The sequence below is a fragment of the Nakamurella leprariae genome, assembly GCF_016918035.1.
In the GTDB taxonomy this organism is placed as follows: Bacteria; Actinomycetota; Actinomycetes; order Mycobacteriales; family Nakamurellaceae; genus Nakamurella; species Nakamurella leprariae.
Genome location: NZ_JAERWK010000016.1, coordinates 99,907 through 116,918 on the forward strand (window position 1 = coordinate 99,907; position 17,012 = coordinate 116,918).

20 protein-coding genes are annotated in these 17,012 nt (G+C 75.2%); 9 read left to right on the forward strand and 11 right to left on the reverse strand.

The window, feature by feature from the left end:
* The first annotated feature begins 28 nt into the window (after window positions 1-28).
* Entirely contained in the window at window positions 29-1,249 is a 1,221-nt protein-coding gene (locus JL106_RS12765) for a PQQ-dependent sugar dehydrogenase (RefSeq protein ID WP_205261104.1), read from the forward strand.
* Between the two features lie 26 nt (window positions 1,250-1,275).
* Here JL106_RS12765 and JL106_RS12770 read toward each other — a convergent pair whose 3' ends face one another.
* Entirely contained in the window at window positions 1,276-1,437 is a 162-nt protein-coding gene (locus JL106_RS12770; protein WP_205261105.1) for a hypothetical protein, read from the reverse strand.
* A gap of 89 nt (window positions 1,438-1,526) precedes the next feature.
* A complete protein-coding gene (locus tag JL106_RS12775; RefSeq protein ID WP_205261106.1) occupies window positions 1,527-2,384 on the reverse strand; it encodes a carbon-nitrogen hydrolase family protein in 858 nt (285 codons plus the stop codon).
* A 57-nt stretch (window positions 2,385-2,441) separates the two neighbouring features.
* Here JL106_RS12775 and JL106_RS12780 point away from each other — a divergent pair, with 57 nt between their 5' ends.
* Window positions 2,442-2,672, forward strand: coding sequence for a hypothetical protein (locus JL106_RS12780; protein WP_205261107.1), 231 nt, complete (start codon window positions 2,442-2,444; stop codon window positions 2,670-2,672).
* A gap of 58 nt (window positions 2,673-2,730) precedes the next feature.
* On the opposite strand, the gene gatB is transcribed toward JL106_RS12780, so the two are convergent.
* From gatB to gatC, 3 genes are read right to left on the reverse strand one after another with little or no spacing between them, the layout of a single operon-like run.
* The gene (gene gatB / locus JL106_RS12785) at window positions 2,731-4,254 is read right to left on the reverse strand and encodes an Asp-tRNA(Asn)/Glu-tRNA(Gln) amidotransferase subunit GatB (RefSeq protein WP_236007564.1); all 1,524 of its coding nucleotides are present in this window, start codon (window positions 4,252-4,254) and stop codon (window positions 2,731-2,733) included.
* The gene (gene gatA / locus JL106_RS12790; RefSeq protein ID WP_328842263.1) at window positions 4,251-5,816 is read right to left on the reverse strand and encodes an Asp-tRNA(Asn)/Glu-tRNA(Gln) amidotransferase subunit GatA; all 1,566 of its coding nucleotides are present in this window, start codon (window positions 5,814-5,816) and stop codon (window positions 4,251-4,253) included. The genes gatB and gatA overlap by 4 nt, the downstream gene beginning before the upstream one ends.
* Window positions 5,813-6,154 (reverse strand): Asp-tRNA(Asn)/Glu-tRNA(Gln) amidotransferase subunit GatC, encoded by a 342-nt coding sequence (gene gatC / locus JL106_RS21045; protein WP_328842264.1) that lies wholly within the window; start codon window positions 6,152-6,154, stop codon window positions 5,813-5,815. Before gatC ends, gatA begins: the two co-directional genes overlap by 4 nt.
* Before the next feature lie 321 nt (window positions 6,155-6,475).
* Between gatC and JL106_RS12800 the strand changes: the two genes are divergently transcribed.
* The 6 genes from JL106_RS12800 to JL106_RS12825 are packed head-to-tail and all read left to right on the forward strand — an operon-like array spanning window position 6,476 to window position 10,699.
* Window positions 6,476-7,165: an ACT domain-containing protein gene (locus JL106_RS12800; protein WP_205261109.1), complete on the forward strand. Its 690-nt coding sequence runs from the start codon at window positions 6,476-6,478 to the stop codon at window positions 7,163-7,165.
* 47 nt (window positions 7,166-7,212) lie between these two features.
* Complete coding sequence (locus JL106_RS12805; protein WP_407940159.1) at window positions 7,213-7,770, forward strand: bifunctional adenosylcobinamide kinase/adenosylcobinamide-phosphate guanylyltransferase; 558 nt, start codon at window positions 7,213-7,215, stop codon at window positions 7,768-7,770.
* 26 nt (window positions 7,771-7,796) lie between these two features.
* Complete coding sequence (locus tag JL106_RS12810; RefSeq protein ID WP_236007565.1) at window positions 7,797-8,633, forward strand: LamB/YcsF family protein; 837 nt, start codon at window positions 7,797-7,799, stop codon at window positions 8,631-8,633.
* A complete protein-coding gene (locus JL106_RS12815; protein WP_205261110.1) occupies window positions 8,630-9,295 on the forward strand; it encodes a 5-oxoprolinase subunit B family protein in 666 nt (221 codons plus the stop codon). Before JL106_RS12810 ends, JL106_RS12815 begins: the two co-directional genes overlap by 4 nt.
* On the forward strand, window positions 9,292-10,149 hold the full coding sequence (locus JL106_RS12820) for a 5-oxoprolinase subunit C family protein (protein ID WP_328842269.1): 858 nt from the start codon (window positions 9,292-9,294) through the stop codon (window positions 10,147-10,149). The genes JL106_RS12815 and JL106_RS12820 overlap by 4 nt, the downstream gene beginning before the upstream one ends.
* Window positions 10,150-10,186: 37 nt before the next feature.
* Window positions 10,187-10,699 (forward strand): hypothetical protein, encoded by a 513-nt coding sequence (locus tag JL106_RS12825; protein WP_205261111.1) that lies wholly within the window; start codon window positions 10,187-10,189, stop codon window positions 10,697-10,699.
* A gap of 36 nt (window positions 10,700-10,735) precedes the next feature.
* Here the strand turns inward: JL106_RS12825 and JL106_RS12830 are convergent, their stop codons facing one another.
* The 6 genes from JL106_RS12830 to JL106_RS12855 form a co-directional block, all read right to left on the reverse strand.
* Complete coding sequence (locus JL106_RS12830; RefSeq protein WP_205261112.1) at window positions 10,736-11,839, reverse strand: NAD(P)-dependent alcohol dehydrogenase; 1,104 nt, start codon at window positions 11,837-11,839, stop codon at window positions 10,736-10,738.
* An 87-nt stretch (window positions 11,840-11,926) separates the two neighbouring features.
* Window positions 11,927-12,709, reverse strand: a complete 783-nt coding sequence (locus JL106_RS12835) for an adenosylcobinamide-GDP ribazoletransferase (RefSeq protein WP_328842271.1) — start codon at window positions 12,707-12,709, stop codon at window positions 11,927-11,929.
* Window positions 12,706-13,836 carry a nicotinate-nucleotide--dimethylbenzimidazole phosphoribosyltransferase gene (gene cobT / locus JL106_RS12840; protein WP_328842273.1) on the reverse strand — a complete coding sequence of 377 codons (1,131 nt, stop codon included), beginning with the start codon at window positions 13,834-13,836 and terminating at the stop codon, window positions 12,706-12,708. Before cobT ends, JL106_RS12835 begins: the two co-directional genes overlap by 4 nt.
* Before the next feature lie 28 nt (window positions 13,837-13,864).
* Window positions 13,865-14,491: a histidine phosphatase family protein gene (locus tag JL106_RS12845; RefSeq protein ID WP_205261114.1), complete on the reverse strand. Its 627-nt coding sequence runs from the start codon at window positions 14,489-14,491 to the stop codon at window positions 13,865-13,867.
* Window positions 14,484-15,608: a uroporphyrinogen-III C-methyltransferase gene (cobA, locus tag JL106_RS12850; RefSeq protein ID WP_205261115.1), complete on the reverse strand. Its 1,125-nt coding sequence runs from the start codon at window positions 15,606-15,608 to the stop codon at window positions 14,484-14,486. The genes JL106_RS12845 and cobA overlap by 8 nt, the downstream gene beginning before the upstream one ends.
* A 170-nt stretch (window positions 15,609-15,778) precedes the next feature.
* Window positions 15,779-16,447: a maleylpyruvate isomerase family mycothiol-dependent enzyme gene (locus JL106_RS12855; RefSeq protein WP_205261116.1), complete on the reverse strand. Its 669-nt coding sequence runs from the start codon at window positions 16,445-16,447 to the stop codon at window positions 15,779-15,781.
* A gap of 193 nt (window positions 16,448-16,640) precedes the next feature.
* Here JL106_RS12855 and JL106_RS12860 point away from each other — a divergent pair, with 193 nt between their 5' ends.
* Window positions 16,641-17,003 (forward strand): hypothetical protein, encoded by a 363-nt coding sequence (locus JL106_RS12860; RefSeq protein ID WP_205261117.1) that lies wholly within the window; start codon window positions 16,641-16,643, stop codon window positions 17,001-17,003.
* Window positions 17,004-17,012: the final 9 nt, after the last annotated feature.

Consider the following 17,012-nt stretch of genomic DNA (forward strand, 5'->3'; position numbering starts at 1 on the left):
CCGGACCGTGCGCCGTACCGTGGACGTGATGAGACCGCCCGCCCGCCGCCCCCGAAGGACCGGGCGTGCGCGCCCCCGGGCACGGCTGGCCGGGCTCGCCGCCGCGGCGGCCCTGCTGCTGACCGGCTGCGCCGACTTCTCCGGCGAACCGGCCCCGTTCACCGTGCAGCCCTCGCTCACCGCCGTCGCGCCGCAGCCGGTCGAACCCAGCACCGGGCGGTCCACCTCACCCACCCCACCGACCGGCTCCGCGCCCCCGTCCGGGACGACCGACCCCGACGATCCGTGCGCCCCCACCGACCCGGCCGTCATCGCCACCTGTCTGGCCGCCCCGTGGGGGCTGGCCCCCCTCCCCGACGGGCAGAGCGCCTTCGTCGGTGAACGCACCACCGGCCGGATCCTGCAGGTCGCCCGGAACACGCCGACCAGGGAGGTCGCCGTGATCGAGGACCTGGACGCCAGCGGCACCGGCGGCCTGCTCGGCATCGCCCTGTCGCCCGCGTACGCCGAGGACCGGCTGCTCTACGCGTACGTCACCACGGCGACCGACAACCGCGTGGTCAAGATCGCCGAGGGCGACGTGCCCAAGCCGGTGATCACCGGGATCCCCAAGGGCGCCGTCCACAACGGTGGCCGGATCGCGTTCGCCGGCGACGGCAGTCTGATCATCGGCACCGGCGACGCCGGGAACCCCGCCCTGGCCGCCGACCCGGCGTCGCTGGCCGGCACCGTGCTGCGGGTGGACGAGTTCGGGGCGCCGCGGGCCGACAATCCCACCCCCGGCTCCCCGGTGCTGGCCCGCGGGTTCACCGACGTGACCGGCGCCTGCCGGCTGGCCGACGGCTCCGTCGCCGTGATCGACCACCGGGACGCGGCCGACCTGCTCATCATGCCGCTGCCCGGGCGGGACTACACCGCCCCGGTGTCCGGGGACGCGCTGTGGAGCTGGGCCCGCGCCGACGGCGGCGCCAACGACTGCGCGGTCGACGCCGGCACCCTGGCCAGCACCTCGCTGGACACCCCGTCCGTCTCCGGGCTGGCCATGTCGCCGGACAACCAGTTCAGCGGCGACCCGGCCCAGCTGCTCGACGGGCGGTACGGCCGGCTGCTCACCGTGGTCCCGGACGGGCAGGGCCTGCTCTGGTTGACCACCTCGAACAAGGACGGAGTCGGCACCCCGGTACCCAGCGACGACCGGGTGCTGGTGCTTCCGACGTCGGAGAACGGCGGCGGGGGCGGGCCGGACTGACCGTGGCCGCCCCCGCCGGGCGCCGGTCAGCGGCGGATCGAGCTCCGGCGCCGCGCCGCCACGATCAGCGCGGTGACCACGAACAGCACGACGCCGATGATCCCGAGCCAGAGCAGCCCCTTGATCACGAAACCGAGCACCGACAGCACGATCCAGACCACCAGCAGCAACAGCAGGAAACCCACCATGACGCACCTCCTGATCACGCGAGCTGATCACCCGACGGACGCGCCACGCTACTCCCGAGATCGACTCGGTGCCTCGGGCAGCAGGTCGGTCAGGAGCTGGGATCGGCGAGCGCGGTGACCCGCGGCAGCGGCCGCCGGTTGGCCAGCATGCCCAGTGCCTCCCGCGCAGGGCCCGGTTCGTCCGGATCCACCTCGGCGAGCAGCAGTTCCGGAGCGGCCCCGGCCTCGGCGACCGGGACGCCGGTGGGCGAGACGACCACACTGGACCCGATGCCGGTGGGCGCCTTCCGGCTCGGCTCGAGCCCGACCGTTCTCGGATCGCCCTGCGCGGCGGCCAGGATCCAGCTGCCGCTGTCCAGCGCCCGGGCCCGGGTCAGCACCTGCCACTGTTCCCGCTTGCCCGGACCGGCGCCCCATGACGTGGCCACCACCGTGGCCTGGGCGCCGGCTTCGGCCAGGGCCTGGTACAGCGCCGGGAACCGGACGTCGTAGCAGGTGGTCAGCCCGACCCGGACGCCGTCCACGGTGATCACCACCAGCTCCTCGCCCGGCGCCACCGTGCGGGACTCGGCGAAGCCGAACGCGTCGTACAGGTGCAGCTTGTCGTAGCGCGCCTCGACGCCGCCGCCGGTGGCCAGCAGCGTGTTGAGCACGCGCGGTCGATCCGCACCCGGCTCAGCCCCTGATCCAGCCGGTCCCGGCGTGAACATGCCGACCACCACGGTGATCCCGGCGCGGTCGGCGGCGGTGCGCACCGCATCGGCCCACGGCCCGTCCAGCGGCTCAGCGACCGGCGCCAACGGCACCCCGAACGCGCACATCGTGGCCTCGGGGAAGACGACGAGCCGGGCACCGGCGTCGGCCGCCCGCCGGGTCCACTCACCCACCCGCGCCGCGTTGGTCGACGGGTCGGTGGTCGAGACGATCTGGGCCAGGGCGATCCGCATGCGGCCCAGCCTGCCCGTCCGGTGTACCGGACGGCCAGCCGGGGCACCGTGGTGGGTGTGCGAACCGCTGCGATCGTGACCGTGTACGTGGCCTTGGCCGTGATCATCGGCCTGCTCCTGACCACGCTGGCCCATTGGCGGCGGTTCCGGCACGAGACCGACCGGCTGCGGGCCTGGCAGTCGGTCTACGGACGGACCGGCGGCAAGGTGGCGCTCGTCATCGCCGCGGTGGCCGTCGCGGTGCTGGCCGGCGCGATGGCCGCGGTGGCCAACCTGCCGCCGGAGTGATCCGTCCGGCGGCAGGCGGAGTGTCCGGCCTCGGTCCGCCCCCGGATCAGCCCCCTGATCAGCCCTCGACGCCCAGCGTGCGCAGCACCAGCTCGCGCACCTTGGCCGCGTCGGCCTGCCCCTTGGTCGCCTTCATCACCGCGCCGACGATCGCACCCGCGGCCTGGACCTTGCCGCTGCGGATCTTGTCGGCCACTCCCGGCTGGGCGGCCAGCGCCTCGTCCACCGCGGCCTGCAGGGCGCCGTCGTCGGAGACGACGGCCAGCCCGCGGGCGGCCACCACCTCGTCCGGCTCGCCATCGCCGGCCAGCACGCCGTCGATGACCTGCCGGGCCAGCTTGGTGGTGAGCGCGCCCTCGTTGACCAGGGTGATGACCCGGGCCAGCTGGGCCGGCGTGATGGCCAGCTCGGTGAGCGCCACGCCCTCGGTCTTGGCCTGCTGCCCGAGGTAGGCCGACCACCAGGACCGGGCCTCGGCGGCCGTCGCCCCGGCGGCCACCGTCTGCTCGACCAGGCCGACGGCGTCGGCGGCGACCAGGTCACGCATCTCGAGATCGCTGAAGCCCCAGTCGGCCTGCAGCCGGGCGCGGCGCACCCAGGGCAGTTCCGGCAGCGCGCCGCGGATCTGCTCGACCCATTCGCGGTCCGGCGCGATCGGGACCAGGTCCGGCTCCGGGAAGTACCGGTAGTCCTCGGCGGTCTCCTTGGACCGGCCGGACGACGTGGTGCCGGTCGACTCGTCGAAGTGGCGGGTCTCCTGCACGATCCGCTCGCCGGCGACCAGACGCGCGCCCTGGCGCTGGATCTCGTGCCGCACCGCCCGCTCCACCGAGCGCAGCGAGTTCACGTTCTTGGTCTCGGTCCGGGTGCCCAGCTCGGTGGTGCCGGCCGGGGCGAGCGAGAGGTTGGCGTCGCAGCGCAGCGACCCCTGGTCCATCCGCACGTCCGAGACCTCGAGGGACAGCAGCAGGTCCCGCAGCGCCCGGACGTAGGAGCGGGCCACCAGCGGGGCCGCCGCCCTGGTGCCCAGGATCGGCTTGGTGACGATCTCGACGAGCGGGACGCCGGCCCGGTTGTAGTCCAGCAGCGAGTACTCGGCGCCCTGGATACGACCAGTCCGACCTCCCATGTGCGTGGACTTGCCGGTGTCCTCCTCCATGTGGGCCCGCTCGATCTCGATGCGCACCGTCTCCCCCGAGCCGTCATCCAGTTCCACGTCCAGGTACCCGTTGAACGCGATCGGCTCGTCGTACTGCGAGGTCTGGAAGTTCTTCGGCATGTCCGGGTAGAAGTAGTTCTTCCGGGCGAAGCGGCACCAGTCGGCGATCGTGCAGTTCAGGGCCAGCCCGATGCGGATGGCGTACTCCACCGCCGTCCGGTTCACCGTCGGCATCGCCCCGGGCAGGGCCAGGCACACCGGGCAGACCTGGGTGTTCGGCTCGCCGCCGTACGTGGTCGGGCAGCCGCAGAACATCTTGGTCGCAGTGCCCAGCTCGACGTGCACCTCCAGACCCATGGCGGGGTCGAAGGTCTCGATCGCCTCGTCGTAGTCCATCAGCATCGGAGCGCTCACGGTCGTCATCGCGCTGCCACCTCCAGTTCCGGCGCCAGGTCGGGCACGAGCCCGCCGTGCTGGGCGGCGTACGCGGCCTCGAACGCCGCAGCCACCTGGTAGATCCGTTCCTCACCGAGGGCCGGGCCCATGATCTGCAGCCCCACCGGCAGGCCGGTGTCCGAGGCCAGCCCGCTGGGCACGCTCATGGCCGGGATGCCGGCCAGCGACCCGGGGATGGTGGCCAGGTCGTTCAGGTACATGGCCATCGGGTCGTCCACCTTCTCCCCGAGCGGGAAGGCGGTCACCGGCGAGGCCGGCGAGATGAGCACGTCGGCCCGGGCGTACGCCCGCTCGAAGTCCCGCTTGATCAGGGTGCGGACCTTCTGCGCGGAGCCGTAGTAGGCGTCGTAGTAGCCGGCCGACAGCGCGTAGGTGCCCAGGATGATGCGGCGCTTGACCTCGGCACCGAAGCCCTGTCCGCGGGTGGCCGACATGACCTCCTCGGCCGAGACCAGCGCGGCCCCGGCCGCGTCCGTGGTGACCCGCAGCCCGTAGCGCATGGCGTCGAACCGGGCCAGGTTCGAGGAGCACTCGCTGGGCAGGATCAGGTAGTAGGTGGCCAGCGCGTACTCGAAGTTCGGGCAGGACACCTCGACGATCTCCGCGCCCGCGTCCTGCAGGGTGCGTACCGCCGTGGTGAACGACTCCAGCACCCCCGGCTGGTAGCCCTCGCCGGACAGCTCCTTCACCACACCGATGCGCAGTCCGCGCACCCCGTCGGTGGTGCCGCGGTGCACGGCGTCGACCACCCGCGGCGCGAAGTCCTCGATCGAGGTGGAGTCGAGCCGGTCGTGGCCGGCGATGGCCTCGTGCAGCAGCGCGGTGTCCAGCACCGTCCGCGCGCACGGGCCGACCTGGTCCAGCGACGAGGCCAGCGCGATGACCCCGTAGCGGGACACCCCGCCGTAGGTCGGCTTGGCACCGACGGTGCCGGTGACCGCGGCCGGCTGCCGGATCGACCCGCCGGTGTCGGTGCCGATGGCCAACGGGGCCTCGAAGGCGGCCAGCGCGGCCGCCGACCCACCGCCGGACCCACCCGGGATCCGGGTCAGGTCCCACGGGTTGCGGGTCGGGCCGTAGGCCGAGTTCTCCGTCGACGAGCCCATGGCGAACTCGTCAAGGTTGGTCTTGCCCACGATGACCACGCCCGCGTCGAGCAGCTTGCGGGTGACGGTCGCCGAGTACGGCGGGATCCAGCCCTCGAGGATCCTCGAGCCGGCGGTCGTCGGGACGCCCTGCTGGGTGACGATGTCCTTGAGCGCCAGCGGCACCCCGGCCAGCGGCGACGCGGCCGGCTCACCCGCGGCGCGGGCCCGGTCCACCGCCTGCGCCTGCTCCAGCGCCGACTCCCCGGACACGTGCAGGAAGGCGTGCACGTCGGCGTCGACCGCCTTGATCCGGTCCAGGTGCGCCTGGGTCACCTCGACCGCGCTCACCTCGCCGGAGGCGATGGCCGCGGCCAGGTCGGCCGCGGTGCGGCGGGTCAGGTCGTCGGCTCCGGACGACGGGGGGGCCACCGGACTCGTCACTGCTCCTCCCCGAGGATCTGCGGGACGCGGAAGCGGCCGTCCTGGGCGGCGGGCGCGGCGGCCAGCGCAGCGTCCCGGTCCAGGCCCGCACGCACAACGTCGTCGCGGTAGACGTTGATCAGCGGCACCGCGTGGCTGGTGGGTTCGATGTCGGGTTCCGCGGCCGCGGCCGCGCTCACCACGGCGACCGAGTCGAGGATGACCGAGAGCTGGTCGACGTAGACGTCCCGCTCGGTCGCGGTGATCTCCAGCCGGGCCAGCCGGGCCAGGTGGGTCACGTCGGCGGCGGTCAGCGTCGGGTGCCCGTCGCTGGTGGAGCCGGGGCTGGAGCTGGACACGATCCTCCCAGGGATGACGGACGCGAGCGCCGGCCGGAGCTCGCGTCCGCGGATGCCGGACGGCCCACCCGAGCGCACCCAGGTCCGGGCCGCGGACCAGTCTAGGCCGCGCCGCGTGTCCGCCATGTCCCGGTGACCTCGGCGAAACGCGCGTCGAGAAGACTCCGGATCGGCCAGAATGGTCCGGCTCCCGTGCACACACGGGCGCATCCGGGGTCGATCGTCCCCGGCCGCAGCACCTCGGTCCGACCTCGAGCCAACGGGACGGGCGCACTCGGCCCGGCCACCCGGCCCGGGCACCGATCGGAGGCACCGCCTGTCATGTCGTTCGTCCTGCGCGTCGTCCTGCCGGACCGTCCCGGCACCCTCGGGGCCGTGGCCACCGAGCTCGGCAAGGTGGACGCCGACATCCTGGCCATGGACGTGGTGGAACGGGCCCCCGACCAGGCGGTGGACGACATCGTGGTCTCCCTGCCCAACGGGCGGCAGCCGGACATCCTGATCACCGCGGCCGAATCGGTCCCCGGCGTCCGGGTGGAGTCGGTGCGGCCCGACCCGGGCGTGGGCGGCCGGCAGAAGGAGTGGGAGCTGGTCGAGGCGGTCACCGCCGATCCCGACCAGGCCATCGCGGCGCTGGCCCGGATGCTGCCGCAGGTGCTGCGGGCGGGCTGGGCGATGGTCGTCGAGGTGCACGACGACGGCCGGGTCGAGCTGCTGGCCGGCGGCGGCGGCACGCCCGACCTGACCGGCGTGCAGCCCGGGTGGGACCCGGTGGACCGGCCGGCGGTGCTGGACCCGGAGGCCGGCTGGGTGCCCGAGGACTGGAAGGCGATCGGCACGGAACTGGCCGTGGCCCCGCTGTGGAGCCCGCGGGTGTCGGTGCTGGTCGGCCGGCCCGGCGGGCCGGCCATCCGCGGCTCCGAAGTGGCCCGGCTGGCGCACCTGGCCGGGCTGGTGTCCGTGGTGTCGGCGTCCCTGCCGCCCAGCGCCCCGCTGCCGCCGCTGCTGTGACCGCCGACCTGCCCCCCGCCCCGATCCGGTCGCTCATCACCGGCGGCGTGAGGTCCGGCAAGTCGCGGCTGGCCGAGTCGCGCATCGCGCAGATGGCGGACGGCGGTCGGGGAGGTCCGGTGACCTACCTGGCGCCGGGGCCGGTGCCCGACCCGGCCGTGGACCTCGAGTGGGCCGACCGGATCGAGCGGCACCGGCGCCGCCGGCCGGCCGACTGGGTGACGGTCGAGACCACCGACGTCGCGGCGGCGCTGACCCGGGCCGACGGCCCGGTGCTGCTCGACGACCTGGGGACCTGGGTGACCGCGGTGCTGGACGCAGGCGACTCCCCGGACGGAACCGCCGGCCCGTCCGGCTGGGAGCTGCCCGGTGACGCGGCCGTCGATCTGGTGCAGGCGCACGTCGACGCGCTGGTGGCGGCGTGGCGTACGGCTCCCGGACCGCTGGTCGCCGTGACCAACGAGGTCGGTCTGGGCGTGGTGCCGGAGCACCGGTCCGGGCGGTTGTTCCGCGACGCGCTGGGGCTGGCCAACCAGCACCTGGCCGCGGCCTGTGACGAGGTGCTGCTGGTGGTGGCCGGCCGGGTGCTGGTCCTGCCGGCCTGAGCGAGGGACCTGAGCGAGGGGGAGTCATGTCCGCTGGGCAACCGCCCGTGGCGTTGAACAGCGATGTCGGCGAGGGCTTCGGCGCGTGGAGCTTCGGCGACGACGACGCCATCCTGGACGGGATCACCGCGGCCAACGTGGCCTGCGGGTTCCATGCCGGCGACCCGGCCATCCTGCGGCGCACCTGCGCGCGGGCCGCCGCCCGCGGCGTGTCCATCGGCGCCCAGGTGTCGTACCGGGATCTGGCCGGGTTCGGCCGCCGGTTCGTCGACGTGGACGCCACCGAGCTGGTCGACGACCTGCTGTACCAGATCGGCGCGCTGCGCATGTTCGCCGAGCTGGCCGGGTCGACGGTCGGCTACGTCAAGGCTCACGGAGCGCTCTACAACACCGCCGCCCGGCACACCGAGCACGCCGCGGCGATCGTCGAGGCGGCCGGACTGGCCGGCGGCCTGCCCGTGGTGTGCCAGCCCGGGACGGCGGTGTGGCGCCGGACGGTCGAGGCCGGCCTGGTGCCGGTGGCCGAGGTGTTCGCCGACCGCGCCTACACCCCCGACGGGCTGCTGGTGCGGCGGGCGCTGCCCGGCGCCGTGCTCACCGACCCCGACCAGGTCGCCGAGCGGGCCGTGACCATGCTGACCACCGGGACCGTGCCGGCCATCTCCGGCGAGACCGTCCGGTTCACCGAGCCGCCGGCCACCCTCTGCGTGCACAGCGACACCCCGGGCGCGGCAGCCATCGTCGCCGCCGTGCGCGCCGCGCTGACCGCCGCGGGGATCCCGCTCACCGGCATCGGGACCACCGCCGGCACTGGCACCGGGATCGACCCGGGCGCTGCGGAGGCGCCGGACGGTCCGCGGTGACCGAGCCGGACCGGCGCGGACCCGTGCCCGTCGGCATCCACCGGGCCGGTGACCGCGGCTGGCTGGTCGACGTGCCGGCCGACCTGATCCGCCCGCTGACCGACCGGCTGGCCGTCGGGCCGTGGGCGGAGCGGCTCGCCGCGGTGGTGCCGGCCGCGGCCACCGTCCTGGTGACCGTCCGGGACGCGACCGACATGCCCTCGCTGCGAACGCATCTCGCCGGACTGGTGGAGCCGGGGGCGTTCACCACCGCGGGCACCGGACCCGCCGCCACGGTGGCCGAGCTGGTCGTCCCGGTCCGCTACGACGGCCCCGACCTGGCCGAGGTGGCCCGGCGGTGCGGGTGTTCCGTCGACGCCGTGGTGGCCGCCCACACCGGAGCGGTGCACACCGTCGGGTTCTTCGGGTTCGCGCCCGGGTTCGCCTACCTGGACGGGCTGCCGGCCGCCCTGGCCCTGCCCCGCCGGGACGACCCGCGCACCTCGATCGACGCCGGCACGGTGGCCATCGCCGGCCGGCAGAGCATCGTCTACCCCGGCGGCACCCCGGGCGGGTGGCACCTGCTGGGCCACACCGACGTGCGGCTGTGGGACCTGGACCGTGACCCGCCGGCGCTGCTGGCGGTGGGCGACCGGGTGCGCTTCCGGGCGGCCGGGCAGTGACCGGGCCGGTGATCACCGTGCTGCGGGCCGGCCCGCTCACCACCGTCCAGGACGCCGGCCGCACCGGGCACACCGCGGTCGGGGTGTCCACCTCAGGCGCAGCGGATCTCCCGTCGTACCGGCTGGCCGTCCGGCTGGTGGGCGCGCCGGCCGGGACGGCCGCGCTGGAGATCACCCTGGGCGGGTTGGTCGCCGTGCTGGACGCCGACCGCTGGGTCGCGGTCACCGGCGCCCCGGCGCCCCTGACCGTGGCCGGACGGCCGGTCACCGGCCCGCTGGTCCGGGTGCCGGCCGGCGCACCGCTGGCCGTCGGTACCCCCGCCGTCGGGCTGCGCAGCTACCTGGCCGTGGGCGGTGGCCTGCTGGTCCGACCGGTGCTCGGATCGAGGTCGACCGACACGCTGGCCGGGCTCGGCCCGCCCCCGGTGGCCGACGGCCTGCACATCCCGATCGGCCCGGACGGTCCGCCCGCCGACGACGCCGACCTCGCCGTCAGCCGGGTCCCGGCCGACGCGGCCACCGCCCGGTTCCGCTGGGGTCCACGGGACGACCGCTTCTCGGCCGCGGACCGGGCCGCGCTGGTCGGCACGACGTGGACGGTGTCGCCGGACAGCAACCGGGTCGGCGCCCGACTGACCGGCGCCCGGCTGCGGTCCGCGGCAGGCACCCTGCCGAGCGAGGGTACGGTGGCCGGTTCGCTGCAGGTCCCGCCGTCAGGCGAGCCCATCGTCTTCCTGGCCGACCATCCCGTCACCGGCGGGTACCCGGTCATCGGCGTGCTCACCGACCCGGACCTCGCACTGCTGGCCCAGTGCCGGCCGGGCACGAGCGTGCGGTTGCTGCCGGTGGCGTGAGCCGCGCCCCTGGCTCGGCCTGGTTCCCTCTGCTTGCATGATCCGCATGTCCGACCAGGTCTCGACCCGCTCGGCCGAGGAACGCGCCGATCGGCTCAAGGAGCGCATCTACATCACCTTCACCGCGCTGGCGGTGGTGTTGGCGCTGCGCTCGCACGCCGAATCGACCGGCGCGGTCGCCCGCACCCTGCTCATCGCGGTCGTCGGCACTCTGCTGGCCGTCTTCGTGGCCGACGTCGTCTCGCACATCGCCGTGCACGCCGCGTTCCCCCGACCCGCGGAACTCCGGCACATCGCCGGGGTGAGCAGCAGTGCGCTCGGCGTCCTGGTGCTGCCGATGATCTTCATCGGACTGGCCGCGCTGGACGTCTGGACGCTCGACGGGGCGCTGCGCGCCTCGACCATCGCGCTGATCGCCGCCCTCGCCGCGGCCGGCTGGCTCGCCGTGCGCCGGGTGCGACTGCCGCGGTGGCAGAAGCTGGTGGTGCTGTTCGCCGAGGTGGTGCTGGGCGTCGTCGTGGTGCTGCTGGAACTGTGGGCGCACGGCTGACCCGAGGCGGGCGCCGGGCCGGCTCCCGAGGCCCGGTCAGCCGATGAGCAGCACCGGCTTGACCGTCGCACCGGAGAGCGAGTCGGCCTCGGCGGTGTTGATGTCGTCGAGCGGGTAGGTGCGGACCAGCTTGTCGAACGGGAACCGGCCGTGCCGCCACAGCTCGATGAGCCGGGGCACGAACACCTGGGGGACGCCGCCCCCCAGATTCACGAAGGTCGCCTTCCTGCCGTTCAACTGGCCCGGGGCGATCTCGAGCATGCCGCGGCCGACGCCCAGGAAGACCGCCTCACCGCGGCGGCGCAGCACGGCGATGGTGGCCGAGATGGCCGAGGTCACCGCAGTGGTGTCCACCGCGTAGTCCATGCCGTCCTCGGGTCCGTCGCCGCCGCGCACCGCCTCGACCAGGTCCGGGTCGTCGGCCAGCACCGTCCGCGTCGCTCCGAGTTCCCGGGCCACGTCCAGCCGGGACTGCTTGAGGTCCACCGCCACGATCTCCCCGGCCCCGGCCACCTTGGCCGCCATCAGCGCGGCCAGCCCGACCGCGCCGGCACCGAACACCGCGACGCGGGAGCCCGGCCACGGCTTCATCTCGTTCAGCACGGCGCCCGCGCCGGTCTGCAGACCGCAGCCCAACGGGCCGAGCAGTTCCAGCGGCAGGTCCTTGGGGACCACCACGACGTTCCGCTCGGTGGCCCAGGCGTACTCGGCGAACGACGACTGCCCGAACCAGCGGTGGGCCAGGCCGTGCCCGTCGGCGTCGGTGACCGCACCGGTGCCGTCGGGGCGCCGGCCGCTCACGTTGCGGAGGGGGAACTCCGCGCAGTACGCGGGTTCGCCGCCCAGACAGGCGGAGCACTTGCCACACGAGTCGAAACTGAGGATGACGTGGTCCCCGGGCACGACCCGGATGACGGATGAGCCGACGGCCTCGACCACACCGCTGCCCTCGTGGCCGAGGATCACCGGCGCCAGGGACAGACCGGAGTTCGGCTCCCGGGCGACCATGTCGGTGTGGCACATTCCGGCGGCGACCACCCTGACCAGCACCTCGTCCGGGCGCAGGTCGCTCCCGGTGACCGTCTCGATGGTGTAGGGCTGGCCGGCTGACCGCGACACTGCGGCTCGGAACTCGGGCATCGTCGTCCGTTCTCTCGGCTGATGATCACCGGCATTGTCCGGCAGCCAGACAGTTCCTGCACAGCGAAACAATCCCAGCTGGGTGGCTCAGCCGGCCGCACCCACCACCAGCAGTGCCGTGACGGCGGTCTCGACCATCGCACCCATGACGTCACCGGTGGTCCCGCCCAACCGGCGGACGCACCGGCGCAGCAGCAGCAGCACCGCGGCGGCGGCCACGACCACCGCCGCCACGCCCTGCCACCACGGGCGGCCGGTCGCCGTCATCGCCGCCGCAGCCGCGCCGCCGGCCAGCAGCAGCCAGACCGGCCCCACCCAGCCCGGGACGCTGCCGGCCACCGTGGCCCCCAACCCCTCCGGGCGCGCGGCCGGCACGCCGCGACGGCAGCCCGCGGCGAGCGCGATCCGGGCCAGCACCACCAGCAGCCCGGCCAGCAGCCAGCCGGACGGCCGGGCCAGCACGGCGGCCAGCGCGGCCACCTGCAGCAGCACGGTCAGCGTCGCGGTGACGACCCCGGCCGGGCCGATGTCGCCGGTGCGCATCACCGCCAGCGCCTGCTCCCGGTCGAACGACGCGGCCAGACCGTCGGCGGTGTCGGCCAGCCCGTCCAGGTGGAGGCCGCGGGTGGCCACCGCCACCGTGGCCACGGCCAGACCGGCGGTGACCAATGCCGGCACCGCCAGCAGGCTGCCCAGCCAGGCCAGGGCGCCGACCCAGGCGCCGAGCGGCAGCACGGCAAGAGGTGCCAGACCCATGGCCACTCCGGCGCGGGCCCGGTCGATGCGACGCGGCGCCGGCACCCGCAGCACGGTGAGCGTGCCGACGGCCAGGCGCAGGCCGTCGGTCAGCACGCCGGGCCCGGCGCTCACAGCTGCAGATCGGACAGCAAGGCCATCTCGCCGAGCACCAGGGCGGCCGAGCGCAGCACCGGCACCGCGGCCAGCGCCCCGGTGCCCTCCCCCAGCCGCATGCCCAGGTCGAGCACCGGGACCAGTCCGAGCTTGTCCAGGGCCAGCGACTGGGCCGGCTCGGTGGACCGGTGCCCGGCCGCGAACCAGGCGACCGCGGTCGACGCCAGCGCCTGCACGACCAGCGCCTGGGCCAGCGAGATGAGCCCGTCCAGCAGCACCGGCACGCCCCGCCGGGCCGCGCCGAGCAGGAAACCGACGCCCACGGCCAGGTCCGGGCCACCCAGGGCGGCCAGGGCGAGCACCGGATCGACCGGACCGGCGCCGTGGACCGCGTCGCCGTGCTCCCGGCTGAAGCGGTCGAGCGCCTGCTGCACGACCTGCTGTTTGTGGGCCAGGCCGGCGTCGTCGACCCCGGTGCCCCGACCGGTGACCTCGGCGGCGGGCAGGCCGAGCAGCAGCGCGACCAGCGCCGCGGCCGGCGTGGTGTTTCCGATGCCCAACTCGCCGGCGATGAGCAGGTCGGCGCCGGCGGCGATCTCCTGCGCGGCGATCCGGTCACCCAGCCGCAGCGCGGCCTCGGCCAGCGGCACCGGCATGGCGTCGGTCAGCTGGATCGCACCGCTGGACCGGGTCAGCTTGTGCGCCTGCACCTGCTGCCGGACGGCGTCCGGGAGGCCGGTCAGGTCGTCGTCCACGCTGATGTCCAGCACCCGGAGCGCGACTCCGTGCTGCCGGGCCAGCACCGCGGCACCGGCCCGGCCGGTCACCAGCGTGTGCACCATCGCCGGTGTGACCGCCCGCGGGTAGGCCGAGACCCCGTGCTCGGCGACGCCGTGGTCACCGGCGAACACCACGGCGTGGATCCGCTGCGGCGGCCGCGGCGGCACGGTGCCCTGGCAGCCGGCCAGCCAGGCGGCCAGGTCCTCCAGCCGGCCCAGCGCACCGGCGGGTTGGGCCAGGGCGGCCAGCCGGGCCCGGGCCTGCTCCACCACCCGGACGTCCGGGACCGGGACGGGGCCGGGACGGCGCACGTCGGTCAGGTCGGGGACGATGGCCGGGAGCGGCGGTGTGGGGTCGTTCGACACCGGACGATCCTGCCCCATCCGGGCAGGCTCAGGAGCGGGCCGGACCGGACAGCGACCCGTCCAGGCCCGGCGGCAGCAGCGTCTCGACCCGGACGATCGCCTCACCGGGCTCGTGCGTGACCCGGAACACCGCGCCGGACGGCACCTCTCGCCACGGCATCTCGGCCAGGTCCTCGCCGAGCAGGTCGGCGATGGCCACCCGGAGCACGTCGCCGTGGCTGATCACCGCGACCGGACCGTCGAGATCGGTGACCAGCGGCGAGGCGAGGACGGCCGCGACCCGGGCCCGGACGTCGTCCAGCGACTCCCCGCCCTCGGGCCGCCAGAACGGGTCGCCGGCATCGGTCTCACCGACCCGGTCGGCCGCCTCCTGGGTGGTCAGCCCCTCCAGCACCCCCAGCCCGCGTTCGCGCAACAGGGTGGACGCGAAGGGACGCAGACCGGTGACGCGGGCCACGATCTCGGCCGTCTGCCAGGCCCGGGTCAGATCGGAGCTGAGCACCCGGTGCACCCCGACCCCGGCCAGCAGGGCCGCGGTGGCCGCGGCCTGCGCCCGGCCCAGATCGGTCAGCTCCGGGGTGGTCCGCTGGCCCTGGACCAGACCCCGCTCGTTCCAGGTCGACTGGCCGTGCCGCACCAGGTACAGCTCACTCATCGATACCTCCCGGGGTGGATCCGACGGCGGGGTCGAAGGCGGCGACCGACCCGATCACCGTCACGGCGGGAGCGCCGATCCCGGCCTCCTCGGCCCGCTCGGCGATCTCGGCCAGGCCGGCCCGGACGGTGCGCTGGGACGGCAGCCCACCGTCGGCGATGATGGCCGCCGGGGTGTCGGCAGGCATGCCCGCAGCCAGCAGCGCGCGGGCCACGGCGGCCAGGGTGCCCACGCCCATGAGCACGACCAGGGAGGTGCCCGTCCGGGCCAGCGCGGCGTAGTCGAGGGTGGAGCGCGGGTCGTCCGGCGCGACGTGCGCGGAGATGACGGTGAACCCCTGGTTGGCCGTCCGGTGCGTCACCGGGATGCCGGCCAGCGCCGGCACCGCCACCGCCGACGTCACTCCCGGCACCAGCTGCACCTCGACGCCGGCCCGGGCGCAGGCCTGCCACTCCTCACCGCCGCGGCCGAAGACGAAGTTGTCGCCGCCCTTGAGCCGCACCACGGTGCGACCGGCGAGGGCGTGCTCGACCAGCAGGCGGTTGATCTCCTGCTGCGGGGTGGTGCGGCCACCGGGGATCTTCGAGACGTCAATGATCTCGGTGGTCGGGCGCAGCCCCTCCAGGACGGCCAGCGGGGCGAGCCGGTCGGTCACCACCACGTCGGCCTCGTGCAGCGCGGCGAGCCCGGCCATGGTGATCAGTCCGGGGTCGCCGGGTCCGCCCCCGACCAGGATCACCCGGCCGCCCAGCCGGCGTCGGCCGCCCGTCCCGGGCACCGGCGCGGCGCCCCGACCACTGCCGCCCAGGCAGAACCGCCGGTGCGTGTCGGCCAGCGCCCGCACGCGCGCGTCGGCAGCCTCGTCGCCGGTGGCGGCGATGACCAGCCAGGCCCGCTCGACGTCACCGTCGAGCACGTCCCGCGGGTGCGCGGTGATCAGGTCACGGGCGGCCAGATCGGCGAGCGCGGCGGACAGTTCCGATGCCACCACGGTGACGGCGGCGTCCTCGGCCCGCAGCGACGCCACCCGGCCCAGCGCCTCCGGGCCGCCGCCGACGACCAACACCGGTCGCCCCGCCACCGGCAGTTCGACCCGCCAGCCCGACCTTCTGCTCAACTGCCCACTCCCATGACCCTGCCGACCGCTGCGCGGAGATCCGCCCGGCCGACGATACGGGGCCGGACGGGAGCTGCCGGCCAGGCCGGTGTGCCGGCCGACGGCGGCCTGGGGGCGCGACGTGGGCCCGGAACCGGAGCGACGAGGGTGGGCGACGGCTGGGCGACGAGTCAGGCCACCGGGCCGGTGGGGCTGGGCAGCCCGGCCGCCCGCCACCACCGGTGCCGCCCCAGCCGGGCCAGCAGTTCGGTGAGGTCGTCGCTGCAGCCCGGCACGCTGATGGACGGCGCGTACCGGGGGTCGGCGCCGGGCGCCGGGTGGCCACCCAGCTCGGGGACCGACCGACCCGCGGCCTGCCGCAGGCGCACCTCGTCGAGGACGGCCGCGACCAGGTCGTTGGGCAGCTCGTCGTGATCCCCGACGGCGCGGGCGAGATCCCAGGTGTGCACGGTCATCTCCTCGGCGAGCCACCAACTCACCCCGACCGGGTCGACGTCCCGGCCATCGGCGGCGCGGACCGTGGCGTCGGCGAAGTCCGGCACCGACCACACGTCCCGGGCCTGCGCCAGCGCCGCCGTCCAGTCCGCGGTCGGATCGGTCCCGACCCCGGTCCCGGCTCCGCCGCCACCGCCGGTCGGCGCTGCGCCGGCCGCCGCGATCCGGGCCGGCGAGGGCAGCGCCGCGGTCGCCCACCGCAGCTGGTCGGTGGCGTGGATGATCAGATCGCGCACCGACCAGGTACCCGCCGGGGTGGCCGACGACCACTGCGACGGATGCACGACCGCCACGCGGTGGTCGAACTGACGCAGGGCGCTGCGCACGGCGGTGCCGGTGTCCATCGGAGGATGACAGCAGCGTCGGCAGGCGCGGGCAAGTCGGACCGACCGGGTCCCGGGCGCGGCGACGGCGCGTCCCGCACCCGAGACGGTCGGTGTCGGCTAGATCACACTTCGCGACCAGTCGAACACGCTCGGCAGCCGCCGAGATGTTGACGGGTCAGGACGTCCGGACTCGGCGGCTACCGTCGTCGGCATGCCGCGCAGGTCGCCCCGCCCGGACGCCGGCCGCGGTCCCGCCCGCCGGCGCGGCGGCGGCCGCCCCGGCGCAGGCGCCGGACCGGACGACGGCGACCGCCCCGCGGGGCCACGCGGCTGGCAGCAGCTGGTGAGCACGGCCGAGGGCGATTTCCTGGTCCGGTCGGTGCCCGGCGCCGCTGCGGGCAAGGTCTACCGCTGCCCGGGCTGCCTGCAGGAGATCGCCGTCGGCGTCGCCCACGTCGTGGTGTGGCCGCACCACGACGGGCGGGGCAGCGGAGTCGCCGACCGCCGGCACTGGCACGGCGGATGCTGGGACCGCCGGTCCCGCCGCGGGGGTCCCGGGCGCCTGCCGTGGTGAGCGGCGCCC

Coding starts and splice junctions, on each gene's coding strand:
- JL106_RS12765 (WP_205261104.1), top strand. CDS start 29: ATGAGACCGCCCGCCCGCCGCCCCCGAAGGACCGGGCGTGCGCGCCCC.
- JL106_RS12770 (WP_205261105.1), bottom strand. CDS start 1,437: ATGGTGGGTTTCCTGCTGTTGCTGCTGGTGGTCTGGATCGTGCTGTCG.
- JL106_RS12775 (WP_205261106.1), bottom strand. CDS start 2,384: ATGCGGATCGCCCTGGCCCAGATCGTCTCGACCACCGACCCGTCGACC.
- gatB (WP_236007564.1), bottom strand. CDS start 4,254: ATGACGACCGTGAGCGCTCCGATGCTGATGGACTACGACGAGGCGATC.
- JL106_RS12800 (WP_205261109.1), top strand. CDS start 6,476: ATGTCGTTCGTCCTGCGCGTCGTCCTGCCGGACCGTCCCGGCACCCTC.
- JL106_RS12810 (WP_236007565.1), top strand. CDS start 7,797: ATGTCCGCTGGGCAACCGCCCGTGGCGTTGAACAGCGATGTCGGCGAG.
- JL106_RS12825 (WP_205261111.1), top strand. CDS start 10,187: ATGATCCGCATGTCCGACCAGGTCTCGACCCGCTCGGCCGAGGAACGC.
- JL106_RS12830 (WP_205261112.1), bottom strand. CDS start 11,839: ATGCCCGAGTTCCGAGCCGCAGTGTCGCGGTCAGCCGGCCAGCCCTAC.
- JL106_RS12845 (WP_205261114.1), bottom strand. CDS start 14,491: ATGAGTGAGCTGTACCTGGTGCGGCACGGCCAGTCGACCTGGAACGAG.
- JL106_RS12855 (WP_205261116.1), bottom strand. CDS start 16,447: ATGGACACCGGCACCGCCGTGCGCAGCGCCCTGCGTCAGTTCGACCAC.
- JL106_RS12860 (WP_205261117.1), top strand. CDS start 16,641: ATGCCGCGCAGGTCGCCCCGCCCGGACGCCGGCCGCGGTCCCGCCCGC.